This window comes from Sphingomonas sanguinis NBRC 13937, assembly GCF_001591005.1.
Lineage (GTDB): Bacteria > Pseudomonadota > Alphaproteobacteria > Sphingomonadales > Sphingomonadaceae > Sphingomonas > Sphingomonas sanguinis.
The window spans coordinates 1-17,523 of the sequence record NZ_BCTY01000026.1; the positions used below are offsets into that span (position 1 = coordinate 1).

A 17,523-nucleotide genomic window follows, 5' to 3' on the forward strand; every position below is an offset into this window, starting at 1 on the left:
AGAAAGTTCGACGAGAGCCGCTTGGTAGGAGATCGGTTCGATGGTGACAAAGTCGAGTACACGGCCGCCGACGGAATCCATCAACGCGTCGACATAGTTCCGTGCCTCAGCGCGCAGATCCGCATCCCGACGATACCAGAGGTCGACCTCTAGTCTGATGAGGCGTCCGGGCGTTTCGCGCAGGAGCCGATCGACGTATTCCTTTGTCCTTGGATCGACGCGGTCCTTAGGTGACCACGGACGAATATCGTTCAGGTAGCCAAAGAGGTTCCACCATGCGGCTCCATCCTGAGCGGGACGGCTCCTATCAGCCTTGAATTGATGCCATAGGGAGAGAACTTTCTGCAGCCCGGCCATACTTGGCATGGTTACATAGAGAGGCGTGTCTACTTCGGCTTCGCCTTCATCGTCTTCGTCAGATTCTACCTCGTCTTCGTCGTCCAACGGGGCGTAGTCCTCACCCAGCCATTCGAGTCCAGCCGCGTTAGCCGCTCGTACGAAGTTTTGGACTGGACCAATAACCTCAAACACGAGCGCGCGATCGGGCGTTACTTCATCCGCAGACGTAGTAGCTGTTGTATCGCCAAGAATCTTCGCGACGGTACCAGCAATACGGTCGAAAGTGGCCCCAAGGCGTTCAGCCTGTGTCTCTGAGGAGATCCTCCGAGGAAACCTCGCTCGTCGGCCCGGTATTCTCTGACGTTGGACGGGCTCGCGTCCGATTCTTACGATTGGTTCCCGCGCCAACTTGTGTCGTCCCCCCGACTTTGCGGCGACGCTCCCATTGCATCACCGCTTCTTTGAAGGCGTCGACGGACGTCTTCGAGCCTTTGGATAGGACGTGCTTGCGACGAGCGTCCAGAACAACCGTCTCCACTTCCGAGAAGGTTTCTCCTCGAAACATTCTCGTAAAGTCGGCTGCACTGATGCCGATTTCGCCGAACGTGTCATGAACTCGTATATACCAGTCACGGAGTTCCGCATCGCCCGGCTTTGGAAGCTCAATTCGTACCTCGAAACGGCGCCAGACGGCGCGGTCTAGAAGCTCCGGATGATTGGTTGCGCAAACCACTACACAGTGCGACGGAAGGGCATCCATGTGTAGAAGAAGCGAGCTCACTACACGTTTGATTTCACCGGTTTCGTGGGCGTCTGAACGCTCTTTCCCGACGCTGTCGAACTCGTCGAAAAAGAGGACGCAGGGCGTCCGCTGCACGTATTCGACAATCTGTGCCAAACGTCCTGCCGTCTCGCCGAGATAGCTACCGACAAGACCATCGTAGCGAACGGTCAGGAAGGGCAAGGCCAGCTCCTTCGCCAGAGCGCCGGCAAGACTGGTTTTGCCAGTGCCAGGCGGTCCAACAAGCATCACGGTATGGCGAGGTTCGAGCGAGTGCGATCGAAGAAGGGCAGCCTCCGAAATCTCCGCCACGAGATCCATGACCTCATGTCGGACGGCTTTCGGCAGAATGAGGTCCTTGGCCCGACGTTTGGGGGTTGTTTCCCAAAGCAGGGATTGAAGGTTATCAGGGAGCATCGGCGAAAAGCTGATGGGTGATGAGGAGGCCGTTGGGTGAGGGAAGCCGACAGGTTCGTCGCGATTCGACCGCGAGCGGTGCTTCTGTTGGCGATGCGCTTCGTGGATCAACGCTGTGAACGTATCGCGTAGAGCCCCGGTGTCGGGAGCCCCGCCAGCAGGTCGCAGCCTCCGCACAGACTGTTCGTTCTTCATCGCTTTCATTCCTGAAGTTCAGCCTAAGCGTTTCGCACCGCTGCCCTTCGACCATCTTCGCCTGGCGCGCATCTAACGTGGACGATCCGCTTTGCGCCTGCAAGTAGGCAAAAGGCCCTATGAAGGTGGCGTCGACGTTGATCGTCTACGCCTCCCGGATTTCCCGCATCGCGCTGTCCAAGCTAGTAACTCCGTCAAAGCGAAAGGACGCCTAGGCCATTTCCAAACCTAGATCCAACGTCGCGATCATTGAGACGCCAAACGCTGGAGTCGGCAGATAGGAAACACGCAAAAGCGCTCTCTTAAACCCCTCCAGGACGAATGCGGCACGGCGGTGTCCTAGGTCTGGAAGCGCGGCGACGTAGGAGTTAACCCATCGACATCGCCCGTGCAGAGCGGTTCGGTTCGCAGCTGTGGTGAGGCGTGCAGCCTTGTTGATCGGAAGTTGCACCGTAAGCAAAATTTGGTGCAACCTTCTGGCGCACGATCACAATGTAGGAAAAAATGGTGCCCAAGGGCGGGATCGAACCACCGACACTGCGATTTTCAGTCGCATGCTCTACCAACTGAGCTACTTGGGCCCACACCGCGATTGCGATTGGAGGCGTGCCTTTAGGGGTGGTTTTGCCCCGTGTCCAGCCCTTCTTCGTCACTTTCCTTGACCGGAATGCGATAACCTTCGCCCAGCCATTGCAGCAGGTCGCGATCCTTGCACCCGCGCGAGCAGAAGGGGGCGTGTTCGGCGGCGGTCGGCTTGTCGCAGATCGGGCAGGGGGTCATGCGCGTTCCAATTGCAGGGGGCGGCCGGTGCGGCGGGCGATGGCGTCGCGCCAGTCCGGATTCGCCATCAATCGATCATAAAGGGTGCCGGAGAGCCGATGCACGGCGGCGGGACCCGGCGGTTCGCGCTCCCATTGGCGTAGCAGCGCGCGGGCGCGGGCACCGATGGGGTCGATGCCGAGCCGCTCAGGGATCGAGGCACGCGGGCGCGGGCGGACGATCTGGAGAAAGCCGAAGCCGTTCACCGCCGTCCGCTCGAATGGGAGCGGGAGGGCGGCATCCAGAGCCTCGGCCACCGCCTGGCGAGGCCCCTTGCCCTCCAGCGTGGGGAAGTCGATGCCGATCGACCCGCCGATGCCGTGGCGCACGATGCTTTCCGCCACCGTTCGGGCGGCGGCGATCGACAGCGGTTCGTGCGGGAGCGAGCCATCAACGTCGAACAGCGTCATCGCCGGGGTGGGCGTCATGCGCAGCACGCCCGCGCCGAACCCGATCTCGCCCGTGACGGCTTCGTCGAGCAGTTCGGACCAGCCCGCCGCTTCGAGGTCGTCGGGTTGATGGGACAGCAATTCGCGGACGGGAATATCCATTGCGGCGATTCGCGCGCGCAGATCGGGGCCCGGCCCAGGTACGGCGTCCTCGGGTGCGACCACCGCCTTGGGCAGTTTCGAGCGGCCGCGCTCGGGGATGGCCTCGCGGGTAACGAGGACGGTCAGCGCCGATCCTTGCGTCATCCCCTTGGGCACCGGCGCCAGCAGCACGTCGCCGCCGCTCGCCAGCGTCACCCGCCCCTGCCGACCGGGGAGCAGTTCGACCAGCCGCCCCGCCGCCACCGTGCCGACGGTCAGCGTGGCCGTCAGCTCGATCGCGGCCTGGACGATGCGGCCATCCTCGACCAGCGCGGCGCGCGCCTCGCCGATTCCGGCCTCATAGAGCCATTCAGACAAGCGGGAGCCCGGCGGCCTTCAGCAGCGCGCGCGTCTCGAACAGCGGCAGGCCGATGACACCCGAATGCGACCCCTGTAGGAAGCGGACGAACGCCTCGGCACGGCCCTGGATGGCATAGCCGCCAGCCTTGCCCAGCCCCTCGCCGCAAGCGATGTAGGCGTCGATTTCGTCGTCGGAGAGCGGCTTGAACGCCACGATCGTGTCGGCCAGCCGGGTGCGTGCCTTGCCGGTCGCGTCGATGACGCAGACGGCGGACAGCGCATGGTGCCGCCGCCCGGACATCAGGCGCAGCAGCTTGCGCTGGACTTCCTCGGTCTCGGCGGGGGGCAGGATGCGGCGACCGAGTGCGATGGTGGTGTCGCCCGCGACGACCACCTCACCTTCGGCACGGTCAACCGCGTGCGCCTTTTCCACCGCCAGCCGCAGCGCGTAAACACGGGGCAGCTCGGCGGGGCGGGGCGCTTCATCGATATCGGGCGAGGCCGTGCGGTCGGGCACGACTCCCAGCCGCGCCAGCAGATCGCGGCGGCGCGGGGAAGAGGATGCAAGGACGAGCGGCATGGGAGGCCGGTCGCTCACTTGAAGCGGTAGGTGATCCGGCCCTTGGTAAGGTCGTACGGCGTCAGCTCGACGAGCACTTCGTCGCCGACCAGCACGCGGATGCGGTTCTTGCGCATCTTGCCCGCCGTATGCCCCAGGATCTCGTGATCATTCTCGAGCTGGACGCGGAACATCGCATTGGGGAGCAGTTCCACCACGCGGCCGCGCATCTCGAGCAGTTCTTCCTTGGCCAAAAAATACCTCGGTTCGTCTTGTTTTAGGGTATGTCGAAGAGGCGCCGCCATAGCCGCAAAGCCGCCAAAAGGAAAGGCGTGGCCGTTCAACCCAGGATATGGGGATGGAACACGGTTTTGCAATCCTCCCCGCGTGCGGGGAGAATCGTCAGGCGGGGTTATGTTTGGCCAGGAACGCGGCCATCGCCTTCAGGAATTCCAGCCGGTCCTCGGCGCGGGTGAAATGGTGGTCGGCCAGCGGCTGCTCGATATAATTCACCTGCTTGCCCGCCGCCTTCAGCGCGGACACCATCATCCGCGACTGGTTGACCGGCACACGCTTGTCCTCCTTGCCGTGCACGATCAGCAGCGGGATCGCCATGTCGGCCGCGCCGAAGCGGGGCGAGACGGCGTGATAGTCGGGTGCCTGTTTCTGCAGCCAGTCGGCGCGCGTCTTGCCGAACAGGAATCGCGAATCGTAGCGTTTCATCGCCTGAAGATCGGACACCCCCGCATAGGACACGGCGCAACGATAGAGCGCGCTGTTGCGCTGGGCCGCGCGCATCGCGGCATAGCCGCCATAGGAGGCCCCGACCATGCAGGCGCGTTTGGGATCGGCGATGCCTTCCTTCGTCAGATAGGCGACTGCGTCGTCCAGATCGTCCTGCATCTTCAGGCCCCATTCGCCCTGCCCCTTCTTGGCGAAGGCGGTGCCATAGCCCGAGGAACCCCGATAATTCGGCTGGATCACCGCATAGCCCAACTCGGCCAGATACTGGCTCCACCAGTCCCAGCTTTCGGAATCGCGGGCGAAGGGGCCGCCATGTGGCATGACGATCAGCGGCAGGTTCTTGGTCCCGCGTCCGCGCGGCATGGTCAGGATCGCCTCGATCGAGGTGCCGTCGCGGGCGGGATAGCGCAGGGTACGGACGGGCGACAGCCGCTGACCCTTCAACTGGGGATTGGCCCAGGACAGGAACTGCATGTTGCCGTAATCGGTATCCCAATAATAGAGCGACCCCGCCGAGGACGGGCTGCTGACCGTCACCAGGAAACGGGTGCGCGCGGTGTTCCAGGACACGATCTCGGCGCGGCGCGGCGCCACCGACTTGTCGATCGCATCCTGCAATTCCTTGATCCGCGGGTCGGTCCAGGCGTCGTGATAATATTGATCGGTGTAGCGGATCGCCGAAACATCGTCGCCCGTCGCAGTCTTGATGATGCCGTCGATGTCATAACCGGTGACGGTGCTGAGCTTGCGGCCCAGCTTTAGGTCGGGCAGCGAAACTTCATACAGTGCGTCATATCCGTCGCTGTCATCGATCGCCAGCGCGGTGCCGTTGGGACGAAAGACGCTGGGCACCAGCACCGATTCGTCCTTCCGGCCATCGGCCCGTGCGATGGTGCGGAAGGGCTCGGCGTTGGACTGGCGATAAAGGATGCTCTTCTGACGGGTGTCGTCGCTGTAGCGCACGCCCATGCGCAATTGGCCCTGGCCGTCGGCATACCAGTCCCACACATCGGTCTGCCCGCTCGCAATCCGCTTGACCCGCCCGGTCGAGACATCCGCTTCATAGACGGAGGGGTAGACGTCCGACATGGAATAGATGCCGGTCTGCTTGGCGAACAGCAGGCGCGGAGTGCCGTCATGTGCGGTCCACAACACCTCGTCGGCGCGGAAGCCCGAATTGTCCCAATCGATCTTCACCGTCTTCTGCATGTCGGCGCGGACACCGATCAGGCGGGTGACATAATATTCCTCACCCTGGATCACGTCCTGGCTGCCCAGTCCAACGACCAGCCATTCGTCATTGACCCAGCGCCACCAGTTGACGTCGACCTTGTCGCTCAGCGCCGCCAGCGCGGTCTTGCCATGGCCTTTGATCAGCGGGACGACCATCAGATATTGCTTGCCGTTCAGCGCCCGCTTGCCCGCGATGCGGGTGCCATCAGGCGACAGGGCAGGTCCCTCGAATTCGGGCAGCGCGGCAAAGGCTTCGACCGGCAGGGGGCCCGTCTCGGTTGGACTGGCCGGGGTTGGGGTCGGTGGGGCGGGCGGTGTCTGGCCCGCATTCTGCGTCATGCCCGTCAGCGCCATCAACGCGAGCGCCGCCACCGACGCGCCCAGCTTCCTTACCCCACGCATTCCCGACCCCCCCATGTCGGCACCACTCCCCAGGGGCCGAACCAATCCAGATTAACAGCGTAACCAAGGGAAGAAAGGGGATTCAGCGTTCGGGGGCGTGCTCATAGCCCCAGCGGGGCGGCGGCGGGATCGGTTTCCCCGAGTCGATCAGGATCAGACCGCCGCCAGGCCCGAAGCTGCCGACACACGTGGCGGCGACCGGCGGCGCGATACCGGCGGGCAAGGCAAAGAGCAGCTCGTAATCGTCCCCGGCGGTCGCGGCGGCCAGTCGTGCTGCCCGGTCGGTGCCGCCGAATGCCCGCGCCGCTTCCGACAGCGGGACCCGATCGAGCGCGACCGTCACCGCCAGTCCGCTCGCCCGCGCCATTCGGTGGGCGTCGATCAGCAGCCCGTCGGATACGTCCATCATCGCATGGACGATGGGCCCCAGCGCGCGGCCCTCACTCAGTCGCGGAAAGGGGCGGCGATAGGCATCGCGCAGCGCGACCGGGCCATGGCCTGCCTGCGCAATCGCCAGGCCCAGGCCGGCATCGCCGATGGTGCCGGTGACCCACAAGGCGTCGCCGTCTTGCGCACCATCCCGCGAGGGGGCGGCGGCGTCGCGGCCGAAGGCGGTCAGCGTCAGGGTGCGGGGGCCGCGCTTCGACACCGTATCGCCGCCGATCAGCCGCGTGTCGAAGCAAGTCAATACCGTCCCCAGCCCGTCCAGAAAGGCGCGGTCCCAGGTGGAGTCGCCCAGCGGATAGTTGAGCAGTACCCCTTCGACCAGCGCCCCCTTGGCGGCCAGGTCGGACAGGTTGGTGGCGACCAGCTTCCACGCGATATCGGCGGGCGGGTCGTCGGGCAGGAAATGCACGCCTTCGACCAGCGTGTCGGTGGTGACGACCAGCGGCCCGGCGTCGATCACCGCGCTGTCGTCGACCAGTCCGCGCGCACCGGGATGCAGCGGCATCCGGCGCAACGCGGCGATGAACTCCGCCTCGGTCATCGGGGCGGGTGAGGGATCAGGCCCGCGCGACCTTGGCGATCGCGTCGAGCAGGCCGTTGACGAAGCCCGATTCGCGCTTCTCGTAAAAGGCGTGGGCGACATCGACATATTCGCTGATGACTGCGCCGACCGGCACGTCATGGCGCGCAATCAATTCATAGGTGCCCGCGCGCAGGATCGCCTTCATCGGCCGGTCGAGCCGGTTCAGCGTCCAGCCCGAGGCCAACTTGCCCTCGATCATCACATCGATCTCGCCCAGCCGCGCATGGACGCCCTTGACGATGTCGTCGAAGAAATCGGTGTCGGCATCGGCATATTCCACGTCTTCGATGGTCGCGCCGATGCGGTGATTGTGGAATTCGTGGAGCAGCGCCGCCAACGGGGTCTGTTCCATGTCATGCTGATAGAGCGCCTGGACGGCGGCGAGACGCGCGGCGGCGCGCGCCTGGGTACGGGCTGGAGGACGAGTCATTGGCGGGCCTTTACCGGGCTGTCGTCAATCCGTCACGCATTTTGGGAGAGGGGGCGGGAACCCTCAAAGCATCCGGCGGAAATAGACCACCCGTTCGGTCTCGACGAAGCCGAGCGCGCGGTGCATCGCATGAGAGCCGATATTGTCGAATTCGGCATCCGACGCGAACTCGGTGCACCCCTGCGCCTTGCCCCAGTCGGCCACCGCCGCGACCAGCGCACCGGCCACGCCCCGTCGCCGATGGGCCGGATCGACGCACAGCCCTTCGAGGAACAGCACCGGTGAGGTGTCGCAGCCATTGACGTAATCGTGCCGGATGGCAGCCTCGGCGAAACCGATCACCCGGGCGTTCTCCAGCGCGACGAAGCCGCCGCCCTTGGCCAGCCGTCCGGCAATCTCCGCCGGTTCGCCTGCTTCCTCGCCCCAAAGCATCGCCCGCAGCGCCAGCCATCCTTGCGAATGCTCCGGCGCGGCGGGCGTGACGATCACCGGTTGAGCCGCAGCCGCAGCGCCACCGACTTGGCATGGGCGGGAAGCCCCTCGGCATGGGCCAGTGCGACCGTCGCGGGACCCAGTTCGTTGAGCGCGGTTTCGGTCAGGCCCAGGAAGCTGGTGCGCTTCATGAAGTCGAGCACCGACAGCCCGCTGGCGAAGCGCGCACGGCGGCCGGTGGGCAGGACATGGTTCGGCCCAGCGACATAATCGCCGATGGCTTCCGGCGTATGGCGGCCCAGGAACACCGAGCCCGCATGGCGCAGGCGGTCGAACAACTCTTGCGGCTCGTCCACCGCCAGTTCCAGATGCTCGGGCGCCAGCCGGTCGACCAGCGGCATCGCGGCCTCCAGCGACTCGACGACGATGATCGCGCCGTTCGCGTCCCAGGCGGTGCGCGCGACGCTGGCGGTGGCCAGTTCGGGGATTTGCCGGTCGACGGCTTCGGCGACACGGTCAGCGAAGTCGGCGTCGTCGGTGAACAGGATCGACTGGGTAACCGTGTCATGCTCGGCCTGGCTCAGCAGGTCGGCGGCGATCCAGTCGGGATCGTTCTTGCCGTCCGCGACCACGACGATTTCGGAGGGGCCCGCCACCATGTCGATGCCGACCATGCCATAGACCTGGCGCTTGGCCTCCGCGACCCAGGCATTGCCGGGGCCGGTGACGACATCGACCCGCTGGATGCGCCCGGCGCCATAGGCCAGCGCGCCGATCGCCTGCGCGCCGCCGACGCGCCACACTTCGTCCACCCCCGCGAGATGGGCGGCGGCGAGGACCAGATGGTTGATCTCGCCCTTGGGTGTCGGGGTGACCATCACCAGCCGTTCGACACCCGCCACCTTGGCGGGGATCGCGTTCATCAACAGCGAGGAGGGATAGGCGGCGCGTCCGCCGGGCACATAGATCCCCGCCGCATCCACCGCCGTCCAGCGCGCGCCCAGCCGCACGCCCTGCGCATCGACATAGTCGGTGTCGGTCGGCTTCTGCTTTTCGTGATAGGCACGGATGCGTGCGGCGGCGAGGTCGAGCGCGGCGCGGAGTTCGGGCTCCAGCGCCTCATAGGCCGCACGGCAATCGGCGGGCTCGATCCGCCACCCGGTCTCGGCAAGGTCATGGCCGTCGAACTGCTTGGTGAAGGCCGCCACCGCCGCCTCGCCATCGTCGCGCACCGCGCGCAGGATGACCTGTACGTCGCGCGCGACATCGGCATCGCTCTCGCGCCGGGCATCGACCAGCGCGTCGAAGGCGGCGGCAAAGCCCGCTTCCGTCGTATCGAGGCGGATCATGCGGCTTCCCTCTCGGCGACCGCGCGGCGGAATGCCTCGACCAGCGGCACGACTGGCGCGCGCGTCTTCATCGCCGCGCGATTGACGACCAGGCGCGAGGTGACCTCCTCGATCACCTCGACCTCGACCAGCCCGTTTTCCTTCAGCGTGCGGCCCGACGACACCAGGTCGACGATACGCGGCGCCAGACCCAGCGTGGGGGCCAGTTCCATCGCACCGTTCAGCTTGACGCACTCGGCCTGCACCCCGCGCGCGGCGAAATGGCGGCTGGTGATATGCGGATATTTGGTCGCGACGCGGACATGGCTCCACCCGCGCGGATCGTCGCTTTCCGCCATCGCGGCGGGCTCGGCGACCGAGATGCGGCAATGACCGATTTTCAGGTCGACCGGCGCGTACAGCTCGGAATAGCCGAATTCGGACAGCACATCCGACCCGACGATGCCCAGCTGCGCCGCGCCATGCGCGACGAAGGTGGCGACGTCGAAGGCACGGACGCGGATCAGCTCGATGCCCGGCACATCGGTCGCGAAGCGCAGCGCGCGGCTGTCCTTGTCGGTGAAGGCGGGTTCGGGCCGGATGCCGGCGGCGGCGAGCAGCGGCAGCGCCTCGGCCAGGATGCGTCCCTTGGGGACGGCGATGATCAGCGGTTGGGCCATGAGGATCGGGGACTTACCCACCCCGGTGGGGGATCGCAATGTCGTTTCCCTTCCTCCCCTGCAAGGGGAGGTGGCATCGCGTTAGCGATGACGGAGGGGTGTCATCCTATCGAGAGCGGGACACCCCTCCACCAGCTTCGCTGGTCCCCCTCCCCTTGCAGGGGAGGAGTAGGACGCTTCACACCTTGGCGGCGTAGATCATCCGGCCGGGGCCGAGATTGGCGAACACGCGGTCCAACTCGTTCTCGCCGACCGCGAAGCAGCCCTGGCTGCGGCCGAGCATGCCGTGCGTCCTGATCATGTCGCGATTGGCGTACCAGGCCGAATGGATCACGATCGCGCGGTCCAGTGCATTGTTGTTGGTCGGATCGAGGCCGACCAGCCGCTGCGACCGACCATGCTTGCCGACATAATATTCGTCGGTCAGGAAGGCGCCTTCCGAGCTGGCATTCGAATTGAACGCATTGGAAAAGCGCTGAAGATAGCCGCTGTGCGACGGGTCTGAACCGCTGCCGTGCGAAACGAGCAGCGAGTTGCTCCGGCCGCTGACCAGATCGACCAGATGGAGGCGCGGTTCGGAAGAGCCGACCGCGAAATCAACGATCGCCATGCGATCACGCCGCTGTACCTGCGATCCGTGCCGCTGGAGCGAGGCCATGGCCTGGCGCAGCAGTTCCGGCCGGACGACCCGCGACGACGCCAGGATCGGCTGGGCCGGGATCGGCGATGGCATGGTTGGGCGCGTCGGCAGCGGTGGCTGGCGCACGGGGCGCAGATCACTTGCCGTCAGCCGCCCCCGGGCACTTGCCGCCCCCGGAACCGCCAATGCCCCGGCGAGCACCAGCGCGTTCTTCAACAGCGCGCGCCGACCCGGCGCCGCGTCCAGATTATCGTGCATTTTGGTCCTTCAACCCCAGAAATCCCGCGACTCCTAGATAGCAGAGAAGGGGCGGTTTTTCTGCCCGTCCCTTGATCCGTTGATCGCTTGGTTCCATCGACTCGGCGTAAGTTCCGCCGTTCCGCAAAAATTTTCGCTTGGCACAAATTCTGGGTTGACGTGTTTAAAATTTCGTGAACTCGCCAAGGAAAAGGGATATGAAGGCTTTTGCTTTTTCCGCCCTGCTGGGCTTTGCGTCGCTGGGTCTGGCTGCGCCAGCCATGGCCGCCGATGAAGGGCCTGCCACCGCGACCATCGCCCAGGCCGCGGCCGCACTGGCTCCGAACCGCTTCGTCTGGGCCGATCCGCAAATGGCGGCGGTCGACCCCGTGACCCAGCCGGTCACCGTGGTGGTAAGCCTGCCCATGCAGCGTGCCTATGTCTATCGGGGCGAGGCGATGATAGCCGCGGCCTCGGTGTCGACCGGCAAGGATGGCAAGGACACGCCCACCGGCACCTTCCCCATCTTACAGAAGCGCGAAATGCATCGCAGCAACCTGTATAACGACGCCGCGATGCCGTTCATGCAGCGACTGACCTGGGATGGCGTCGCACTACATGCGGGCAACAATCCGGGATTTCCCGATTCGCACGGCTGCATCCGCCTGCCCGCCGTTTTTGCCAAGAAGCTGTTTTCGATCACCTCGGTTGGGACGAATGTGATCGTCACCGATCAGATGGTCGGCGATCATTTCGACCCGTCGCTGCTGGAAACCGAGGCGAGCCAGGCCAATCAGGCGCAGCTGGCGTCGCTGACTCGGTAAATTTCTATGCGGCTTTGGACTGTACCTAGGCCGACCGCCTCGTCAGGCCACCAGAGCCCCAAAGCCTGAAGCTGCGGCCGTAACGTCGCTTCATCGGTGAAGTGCAACGCGTGAATGCCCAGCGCGGCCGCGGCGTCGATATTGGCGCGGTTGTCGTCGATAAACACCGCCTCGCCCGGCTCCAGCCCGAATCGGGCGAGCGCGAGGCGGTAGATGGCGGGATCGGGCTTCACCAGTTTTTCGTCGCCCGACACCACGATATCGCGAAAGCGATCGAACAGTGCCGCTTCGGCCACGCGAAAGGGTGGCCAGAACTCGTGGCTGAAGTTGGTGATTGCGAACAACGGGACGCCCGCCGAATCGAGTTCGGCGACCAGTTCGTGCATTCCCGGAATCGGATCGCCGATGCTCTCGCGAAAACGCGGGCCCCAGGCGGCGATCAACTCGGCATGCTGCGGATACAGCGCGATCAGCTCCGCCGAGGTGTCGGCGAAGTCGCGGCCAGCATCATGCTGGAAATGCCATTCGGTCGTGACGACATCGCGCAAAAACGCATCGAGCGCCCGATCGTCCGCGATCAGGCGCCGATACAGGATGCGCGGGTCCCAGTCGTAAAGGACGCGACCGACGTCGAAGATGACGGCGGTCGGCCGATCGGCACGCGTGGCGGACAAGGCGTCCGTCCCGTTCGATTCGACCGGCATCAGGGCTGATTAGCCCTGGCGCGCCTTGAAACGACGGTTGGTCTTGTTGATGACGTAGGTGCGGCCGCGACGGCGGATCACGCGGTTGTCCCGGTGACGATCCTTGAGCGACTTCAGGGAATTGCGGATCTTCATGATCGATTCGCTTCTTTTGAACTGGAGGGTGATCTGGAAAGCGTCGCCGCCTAGTGGCAACCGGCGTTCAAGTCAAGGTTCGGCAAGTCAAGGTTGGGGCATGACAAGACGATCAGGATGCATCGCGCCCCTTTCGCCACCGGATCAACCGCCATATGTCATGCGTTGCCCATCCGTAACATCCTTCAAGGTGTCTTCAACGCATGAAAGCCCGCTCGCTCCTGATCCTCGCGGCCGCCGCCGGAACGCTGGCCGCCTGTTCCACCACGGGCGGGCGTATGCCGCCGACCGAGGTGATCCGCTATCACCTGGGCGAGCCGATCGCGCGCGGGACCATCCGGGTCGAGCCGCTGTCGAGCACGGGTCCGGCCAGCATCGAGTTCAAGACCTATGCCGCCGCAGTCGAGACCGCGCTGCTGCGCAACGGCTATTCGGTGGCGCAGGGTGACGCGCAGCCGGACTATATCGCCACCGTCTCCTTCACCCGCGCCAATCGACTCGGGCCGCCGCGCCCGTCACCCTTCTCGATCGGCCTGGGCGGCGGCAGCTTCTCCGGCGGTCGCGGCGGCGGCGTCGGCCTGGGCGGGGGCGTGAGCTTCCCGATCGGCAAGAGCCGTCCGCAGGAGATCATCGGCACCGAATTGTCGGTCCAGATCAAGCGCCGAGTCGACCAGTCGCCGATCTGGGAAGGCAGCGCGCGCAACATGGCGCCGGTCGAAACTCTCGCCAAGCTGGATGCCCAGGCGCAGGCGACCAAGCTGGCCGATGCGCTCTTCACCAAATTCCCCGGCGAATCGGGCCGCACGATCGAGGTGAAGTGACGCAATGACGCTGACCATCAATGCGTCCTTCGACGGCGGCAACATTCGTGTCGTGCGCGTCGACGGCGACCGGGTCGACCTGGAAATCGTCGCCGACAAGGATTCGGACTTCTACCAGTGGTTCTACTTCCGCGTCGGCGGGGCGAAGGGGCGGACGCTGACCTTTCGTATCCTGAACGGCGCGGGGTCGGCCTTTGCCGATGGCTGGCCGCATTATCAGGTGCGCGCCTCGACCGACCGGCTGGACTGGCGGATGACACCGACGACCTATGCCGATGGCGTGATCGAATGGCAGTGGGCGGGCGAGAGCGATCTCGCCTGGTTCGCCTATTTCGAGCCCTACACGATGGAGCGTCACCATGATCTGGTCGCGCGAATCGCCGGGCGCGGCGTCCATCACGAGGAAATCGGCGTCACCCTGGACGGTCAGCCGATCGATTATTTCCGCCTGGGCACCGGGCCGAAGCAGGTATGGCTCTACGCACGCCAACATCCGGGCGAATCGATGGCCGAATGGTGGATGGAGGGGGCGCTCGACTGGCTAACTAGCCCGGCGGCCGAGTCGCTGCTGGCGGCGGCGACCGTCCATGTCGTGCCCAACATGAACCCGGACGGCACGCGGCGCGGGCATTTGCGGACCAATGCGGTGGGCGTGAACCTGAACCGCGAATGGCATGATCCGACCCCCGAGCGCAGCCCCGAAGTGCTGTGCGTGCGCAACCGGATGGACCAGACCGGCGTCGACTTCGCGATCGACGCGCATGGCGACGAGGCGATTCCGGCCAATTTCATCGCCGGATTTGAGGGGATTCCCAGCTGGACCGAGGAACACGGCGCCAAATTCTATGAATTCGGCCGCCGCCTGGCCGCGCATACGCCCGATTTCCAGACCCAGATGGGGTATGAGAAGTCGGGGCCGGGCCGGGCGAATCTGGCGATGTCGACCAACCAGCTCGCCGAGCGATTCGGGGCGGTGTCGGTGACGCTGGAAATGCCGTTCAAGGATCACGATCCCAACCCCGACGCGGTGCATGGCTGGTCGGGCGAACGCTCGGCGAAGCTAGGCGTGTCGTGCCTGGAAGTGCTGGCCGGAATGATCGGGGAAATTTGATCGTGGGGGCGGGGGACTTTGGTTCTCCGCCCCGCTGGTTTCCCTTGGCCTTCGACTTCGCTCAGGCTGAACGGGGTTGGTAAGTCGGGTTCACGCGAAGGCGCGAAGACACGAAGAAGATTTTTCGCGCAGAGGCGCAGAGGACGCAGAGAAGGTTATCCGCGGTTAGCGCCGGTTCTCTGTCAAATCATGGCCTCATGCCGCAGTCGCGGCAGCGCCTGTAGGCCTCTGCGTTCTCCGCGCCTCTGTGCGAACCTTTAACGCCGCACGCCCTGCGCCGCGAGATGCCGGTCCAGATCGGCCAGCACTCGCTCCAGACCGAACGCATCCCCCGCCTCCGCGCGCACGGTCAGCGCAGCCTGGGTATTGGAGGCGCGCAGCAGCCACCAGCCATCCGCCGTCCGCACCCGCACGCCATCGGTGTCGTTGACCTCCGCGCCCTCGGCCCGCAGCGCCTCGGCCACCCGCTCGACGATCGCGAACTTGTCGGCCTCCGCCACCGCGATTCGCGTCTCGGGGATGTCGATCATCGCGGGCATCGCACCGCGCAGTTCGGTCATCGATCGGCCCGCCAGATGGACGCTGCGAATCAGACGGATCGCGGCATAGTGCGCGTCGTCAAAGCCATACCATTCCCCGGCGAAGAACATATGGCCCGACATCTCGCCGCCCAGCGGCGCGCCCGTCTCGACCATCTTGGTCTTCACCAGGCTGTGGCCGGTTTTCCACATCACCGGCTGGCCGCCCAAACCCTGGATATGGTCGAACAGCGCCTGGCTGGCCTTCACGTCCGCCACGATCGGCGCGCCGGGATATTGGGCGAGCGCGGGCCCCGCCAGCAGCATCAATATCTGGTCGCCCCAGATCACCCGGCCCTGGCCATCGACCGCGCCGATCCGGTCGCCATCGCCGTCGAAAGCGAATCCGAAATCGAGCCGTCTCTCCGCCACCAGCGCCTTCAGCGCGTCTAGGTTGCTCTCGACCGTCGGATCGGGGTGATGATGCGGGAAATGACCATCCACATCGGTGAACAGCGTATGGTGCTCACCCGGCAGGCGCTGGACCAGCTTTTCGATGACGGGGCCCGCCGCGCCGCTGCCACAGTCCCAGCCGATGCGATATTCGCCGCCCGCGTAACCCGCCATCAGCCGGTCGACATAGGCGTCGAGGATGTCATGCTCGGTGACCTGCCCGGTGCCATCGGTCCAGTCGCGCGCCGCCGCCATCCGCGCCAGGTCCTGCACATCCTCGCCAAAAAAGGGGCGATGCTGCAGCACCATCTTGAAGCCATTGTCGTCGCGGGGGTTATGACTGCCCGTTACCTGTACGGCGCCGTCCACTTCTAGGGTCGCCTCGGCGAAATAGACCATCGGCGTGGGGCCCAGCCCCAGGCGTATGACGTCGACACCGCTGTCGGTCAGACCCTCGATCAGCGCGGCCTCCAGCATAGGCGAACTCAACCGCCCGTCGCGCCCCACCGCGACGCGGGTGCCGCCCGCTTTCCGCACCCGCGTGGCGAAGCCGCGCCCGACCGCATAGGCCGCGCCCTCGTCCAGCGTCTCGGGCACGGTGCCGCGCACGTCATATTCGCGGCAGGCACTGGGGTGGATCGCCGCGACCCGTTCAGCCCCAGGATCAGGCATCGCGCCGAGCCAGCAACAGGTCGCGCGCCGCATTCACCCGCCGCGTCAGGTCGGCCGAGCCGCCGCGATCGGGATGGACCTGTCCGATCCGCCGACGATGCGCCTGGCGGATCGCCTCGGCATCCGCGCCGGGCGACAGGTCGAGAATGGCGAGCGCATCCGCCTCGTCACGGGGCAGGCGCGGCGCCGGGCTGCGCTTGGCGGGGCGTGGCATATAGCGCCACACCAGCCAGATGACAGCCAACGCGATCAGCCATTTCATGCGGCGGCGTCTGCCTCTTTGGTGCCGGCTTCCGCCCCAAGCTCGGGCAGCTGCAAGGCCGCCATCATCTCGCGCAGTTCCTGCCGTGCGGCGACATGGCCCAGGCCCATCGCGCCGAATTCCTTGGCATCGATCATGGTCAGGCCGTTGGGGAACATCTCGCGATAGATGACGCGCTCGCCCAGCCCCGGAATCACCCGGAAGCCGACCCGGCGCGACAGGTCGGTCAGCGCGTCCGACACGCGGCGCATGTTGCGCGCCTCGATATGCTGAAGCCGGTTGCGCAGCACGACCCAGTCGATGGTGGTGCCATCAGCGCGCGCCCGCTGCTTGCGCGCGTCCCAGATCAGCTCGGAATAGAAGCTGGGGCGCGTGACCTGGAACGTCTCCGGGTCGACCTGGCCGATCAGGTCGAAGTCGACGAAGCTGTCGTTCATCGGCGTGACCAGCGTGTGCGACAGGGCGGCGGCGGTGCGCGCGAAATGATCGTCGCGGCCCGGCGTGTCGACGATCAGGAAGTCGGCGTCCTGCGACAGGCCAAACCACAGCTCCTCGAACCCTTCCTCCGTCTGGCTGGTATGGGTCGCGTGGACCGGCATGGGCAGCTGGTGCCCGGTGCGCTTGATCGTCTCGGCCCGGTTGTCCAGATAGCGGCCGACGGTGCGCTGGCGATGATCCAGGTCCAGACAGGCCACCCGCGCCCCCTTGGCGGCCAGCGCGATGGCGACGTGAACCGCCGTGGTCGATTTGCCAGTGCCACCTTTTTCATTGGCAAAGACAATTACGTGCGTGGAAGATAGCCGTTCCGGCAACTCGTCGCTTCCTTATTGATCCCCGTTGCCACCCTACATAGAAGCCCTGGGCGTG

At 65.4% G+C, this 17,523-nt stretch carries 21 protein-coding genes and 1 tRNA gene; 3 read left to right on the forward strand and 19 right to left on the reverse strand.

Features of this window, described 5'->3' with window-relative positions:
- From SSA01S_RS11510 to SSA01S_RS11570, 14 genes are all read right to left on the reverse strand, one after another.
- Positions 1-444 (reverse strand): hypothetical protein (locus tag SSA01S_RS11510; RefSeq protein ID WP_156477768.1); only part of this gene is annotated, 444 nt, incomplete at its 3' end.
- A gap of 193 nt (positions 445-637) precedes the next feature.
- Positions 638-1,732: an AAA family ATPase gene (locus tag SSA01S_RS11515; protein ID WP_061780498.1), complete on the reverse strand. Its 1,095-nt coding sequence runs from the start codon at positions 1,730-1,732 to the stop codon at positions 638-640.
- Between the two features lie 505 nt (positions 1,733-2,237).
- Positions 2,238-2,313 (reverse strand) — tRNA-Phe (locus SSA01S_RS11520).
- A gap of 31 nt (positions 2,314-2,344) precedes the next feature.
- Positions 2,345-2,512, reverse strand: coding sequence for a DNA gyrase inhibitor YacG (locus SSA01S_RS19175; RefSeq protein WP_082670196.1), 168 nt, complete (start codon positions 2,510-2,512; stop codon positions 2,345-2,347).
- Positions 2,509-3,459, reverse strand: a complete 951-nt coding sequence (locus tag SSA01S_RS11525; protein WP_061780456.1) for an Rne/Rng family ribonuclease — start codon at positions 3,457-3,459, stop codon at positions 2,509-2,511. The genes SSA01S_RS19175 and SSA01S_RS11525 overlap by 4 nt, the downstream gene beginning before the upstream one ends.
- Positions 3,452-4,021, reverse strand: coding sequence for a Maf family protein (locus SSA01S_RS11530; RefSeq protein ID WP_061780457.1), 570 nt, complete (start codon positions 4,019-4,021; stop codon positions 3,452-3,454). The genes SSA01S_RS11525 and SSA01S_RS11530 overlap by 8 nt, the downstream gene beginning before the upstream one ends.
- 14 nt (positions 4,022-4,035) lie before the next feature.
- Entirely contained in the window at positions 4,036-4,254 is a 219-nt protein-coding gene (gene infA / locus SSA01S_RS11535) for a translation initiation factor IF-1 (protein WP_007403889.1), read from the reverse strand.
- 148 nt (positions 4,255-4,402) lie between these two features.
- The gene (locus SSA01S_RS11540; protein WP_082795053.1) at positions 4,403-6,379 is read right to left on the reverse strand and encodes an alpha/beta hydrolase family protein; all 1,977 of its coding nucleotides are present in this window, start codon (positions 6,377-6,379) and stop codon (positions 4,403-4,405) included.
- A gap of 82 nt (positions 6,380-6,461) precedes the next feature.
- A complete protein-coding gene (thiL, locus tag SSA01S_RS11545; protein ID WP_061780458.1) occupies positions 6,462-7,367 on the reverse strand; it encodes a thiamine-phosphate kinase in 906 nt (301 codons plus the stop codon).
- A 16-nt stretch (positions 7,368-7,383) separates the two neighbouring features.
- Complete coding sequence (gene nusB / locus SSA01S_RS11550; RefSeq protein ID WP_061780459.1) at positions 7,384-7,839, reverse strand: transcription antitermination factor NusB; 456 nt, start codon at positions 7,837-7,839, stop codon at positions 7,384-7,386.
- 63 nt (positions 7,840-7,902) lie between these two features.
- Entirely contained in the window at positions 7,903-8,328 is a 426-nt protein-coding gene (gene aac(6') / locus SSA01S_RS11555) for an aminoglycoside 6'-N-acetyltransferase (RefSeq protein ID WP_061780460.1), read from the reverse strand.
- Positions 8,325-9,620, reverse strand: a complete 1,296-nt coding sequence (gene hisD, locus SSA01S_RS11560) for a histidinol dehydrogenase (RefSeq protein ID WP_061780461.1) — start codon at positions 9,618-9,620, stop codon at positions 8,325-8,327. Before hisD ends, aac(6') begins: the two co-directional genes overlap by 4 nt.
- Positions 9,617-10,279 (reverse strand): ATP phosphoribosyltransferase, encoded by a 663-nt coding sequence (hisG, locus tag SSA01S_RS11565; protein ID WP_061780462.1) that lies wholly within the window; start codon positions 10,277-10,279, stop codon positions 9,617-9,619. Before hisG ends, hisD begins: the two co-directional genes overlap by 4 nt.
- 178 nt (positions 10,280-10,457) lie before the next feature.
- The gene (locus tag SSA01S_RS11570) at positions 10,458-11,177 is read right to left on the reverse strand and encodes a murein L,D-transpeptidase catalytic domain family protein (RefSeq protein ID WP_061780463.1); all 720 of its coding nucleotides are present in this window, start codon (positions 11,175-11,177) and stop codon (positions 10,458-10,460) included.
- A 197-nt stretch (positions 11,178-11,374) separates the two neighbouring features.
- Here SSA01S_RS11570 and SSA01S_RS11575 point away from each other — a divergent pair, with 197 nt between their 5' ends.
- Positions 11,375-11,980, forward strand: a complete 606-nt coding sequence (locus SSA01S_RS11575) for a L,D-transpeptidase family protein (protein WP_061780464.1) — start codon at positions 11,375-11,377, stop codon at positions 11,978-11,980.
- On the opposite strand, the gene SSA01S_RS11580 is transcribed toward SSA01S_RS11575, so the two are convergent.
- On the reverse strand, positions 11,950-12,684 hold the full coding sequence (locus SSA01S_RS11580; protein ID WP_082795054.1) for an HAD family hydrolase: 735 nt from the start codon (positions 12,682-12,684) through the stop codon (positions 11,950-11,952). The genes SSA01S_RS11575 and SSA01S_RS11580 overlap by 31 nt on opposite strands.
- A gap of 9 nt (positions 12,685-12,693) precedes the next feature.
- A complete protein-coding gene (gene ykgO, locus SSA01S_RS11585) occupies positions 12,694-12,819 on the reverse strand; it encodes a type B 50S ribosomal protein L36 (RefSeq protein ID WP_003046794.1) in 126 nt (41 codons plus the stop codon).
- A 203-nt stretch (positions 12,820-13,022) separates the two neighbouring features.
- Here ykgO and SSA01S_RS11590 point away from each other — a divergent pair, with 203 nt between their 5' ends.
- Together SSA01S_RS11590 and SSA01S_RS11595 are read left to right on the forward strand one after the other, a co-directional pair.
- Entirely contained in the window at positions 13,023-13,640 is a 618-nt protein-coding gene (locus SSA01S_RS11590; protein WP_058716683.1) for a DUF4136 domain-containing protein, read from the forward strand.
- Between the two features lie 4 nt (positions 13,641-13,644).
- Positions 13,645-14,751 carry a M14 family metallopeptidase gene (locus SSA01S_RS11595; protein WP_061780465.1) on the forward strand — a complete coding sequence of 369 codons (1,107 nt, stop codon included), beginning with the start codon at positions 13,645-13,647 and terminating at the stop codon, positions 14,749-14,751.
- Between the two features lie 257 nt (positions 14,752-15,008).
- Here SSA01S_RS11595 and pgmG read toward each other — a convergent pair whose 3' ends face one another.
- Genes pgmG through SSA01S_RS11610 form a run of 3 tightly spaced genes read right to left on the reverse strand, consistent with a single transcriptional unit; the run spans position 15,009 to position 17,468 of the window.
- On the reverse strand, positions 15,009-16,394 hold the full coding sequence (gene pgmG, locus SSA01S_RS11600) for a phosphoglucomutase/phosphomannomutase PgmG (RefSeq protein WP_061780500.1): 1,386 nt from the start codon (positions 16,392-16,394) through the stop codon (positions 15,009-15,011).
- Positions 16,387-16,656, reverse strand: coding sequence for a J domain-containing protein (locus SSA01S_RS11605; protein WP_061780466.1), 270 nt, complete (start codon positions 16,654-16,656; stop codon positions 16,387-16,389). Before SSA01S_RS11605 ends, pgmG begins: the two co-directional genes overlap by 8 nt.
- A complete protein-coding gene (locus SSA01S_RS11610) occupies positions 16,653-17,468 on the reverse strand; it encodes a division plane positioning ATPase MipZ (protein WP_061780467.1) in 816 nt (271 codons plus the stop codon). The genes SSA01S_RS11605 and SSA01S_RS11610 overlap by 4 nt, the downstream gene beginning before the upstream one ends.
- Positions 17,469-17,523 lie beyond the last annotated feature (55 nt).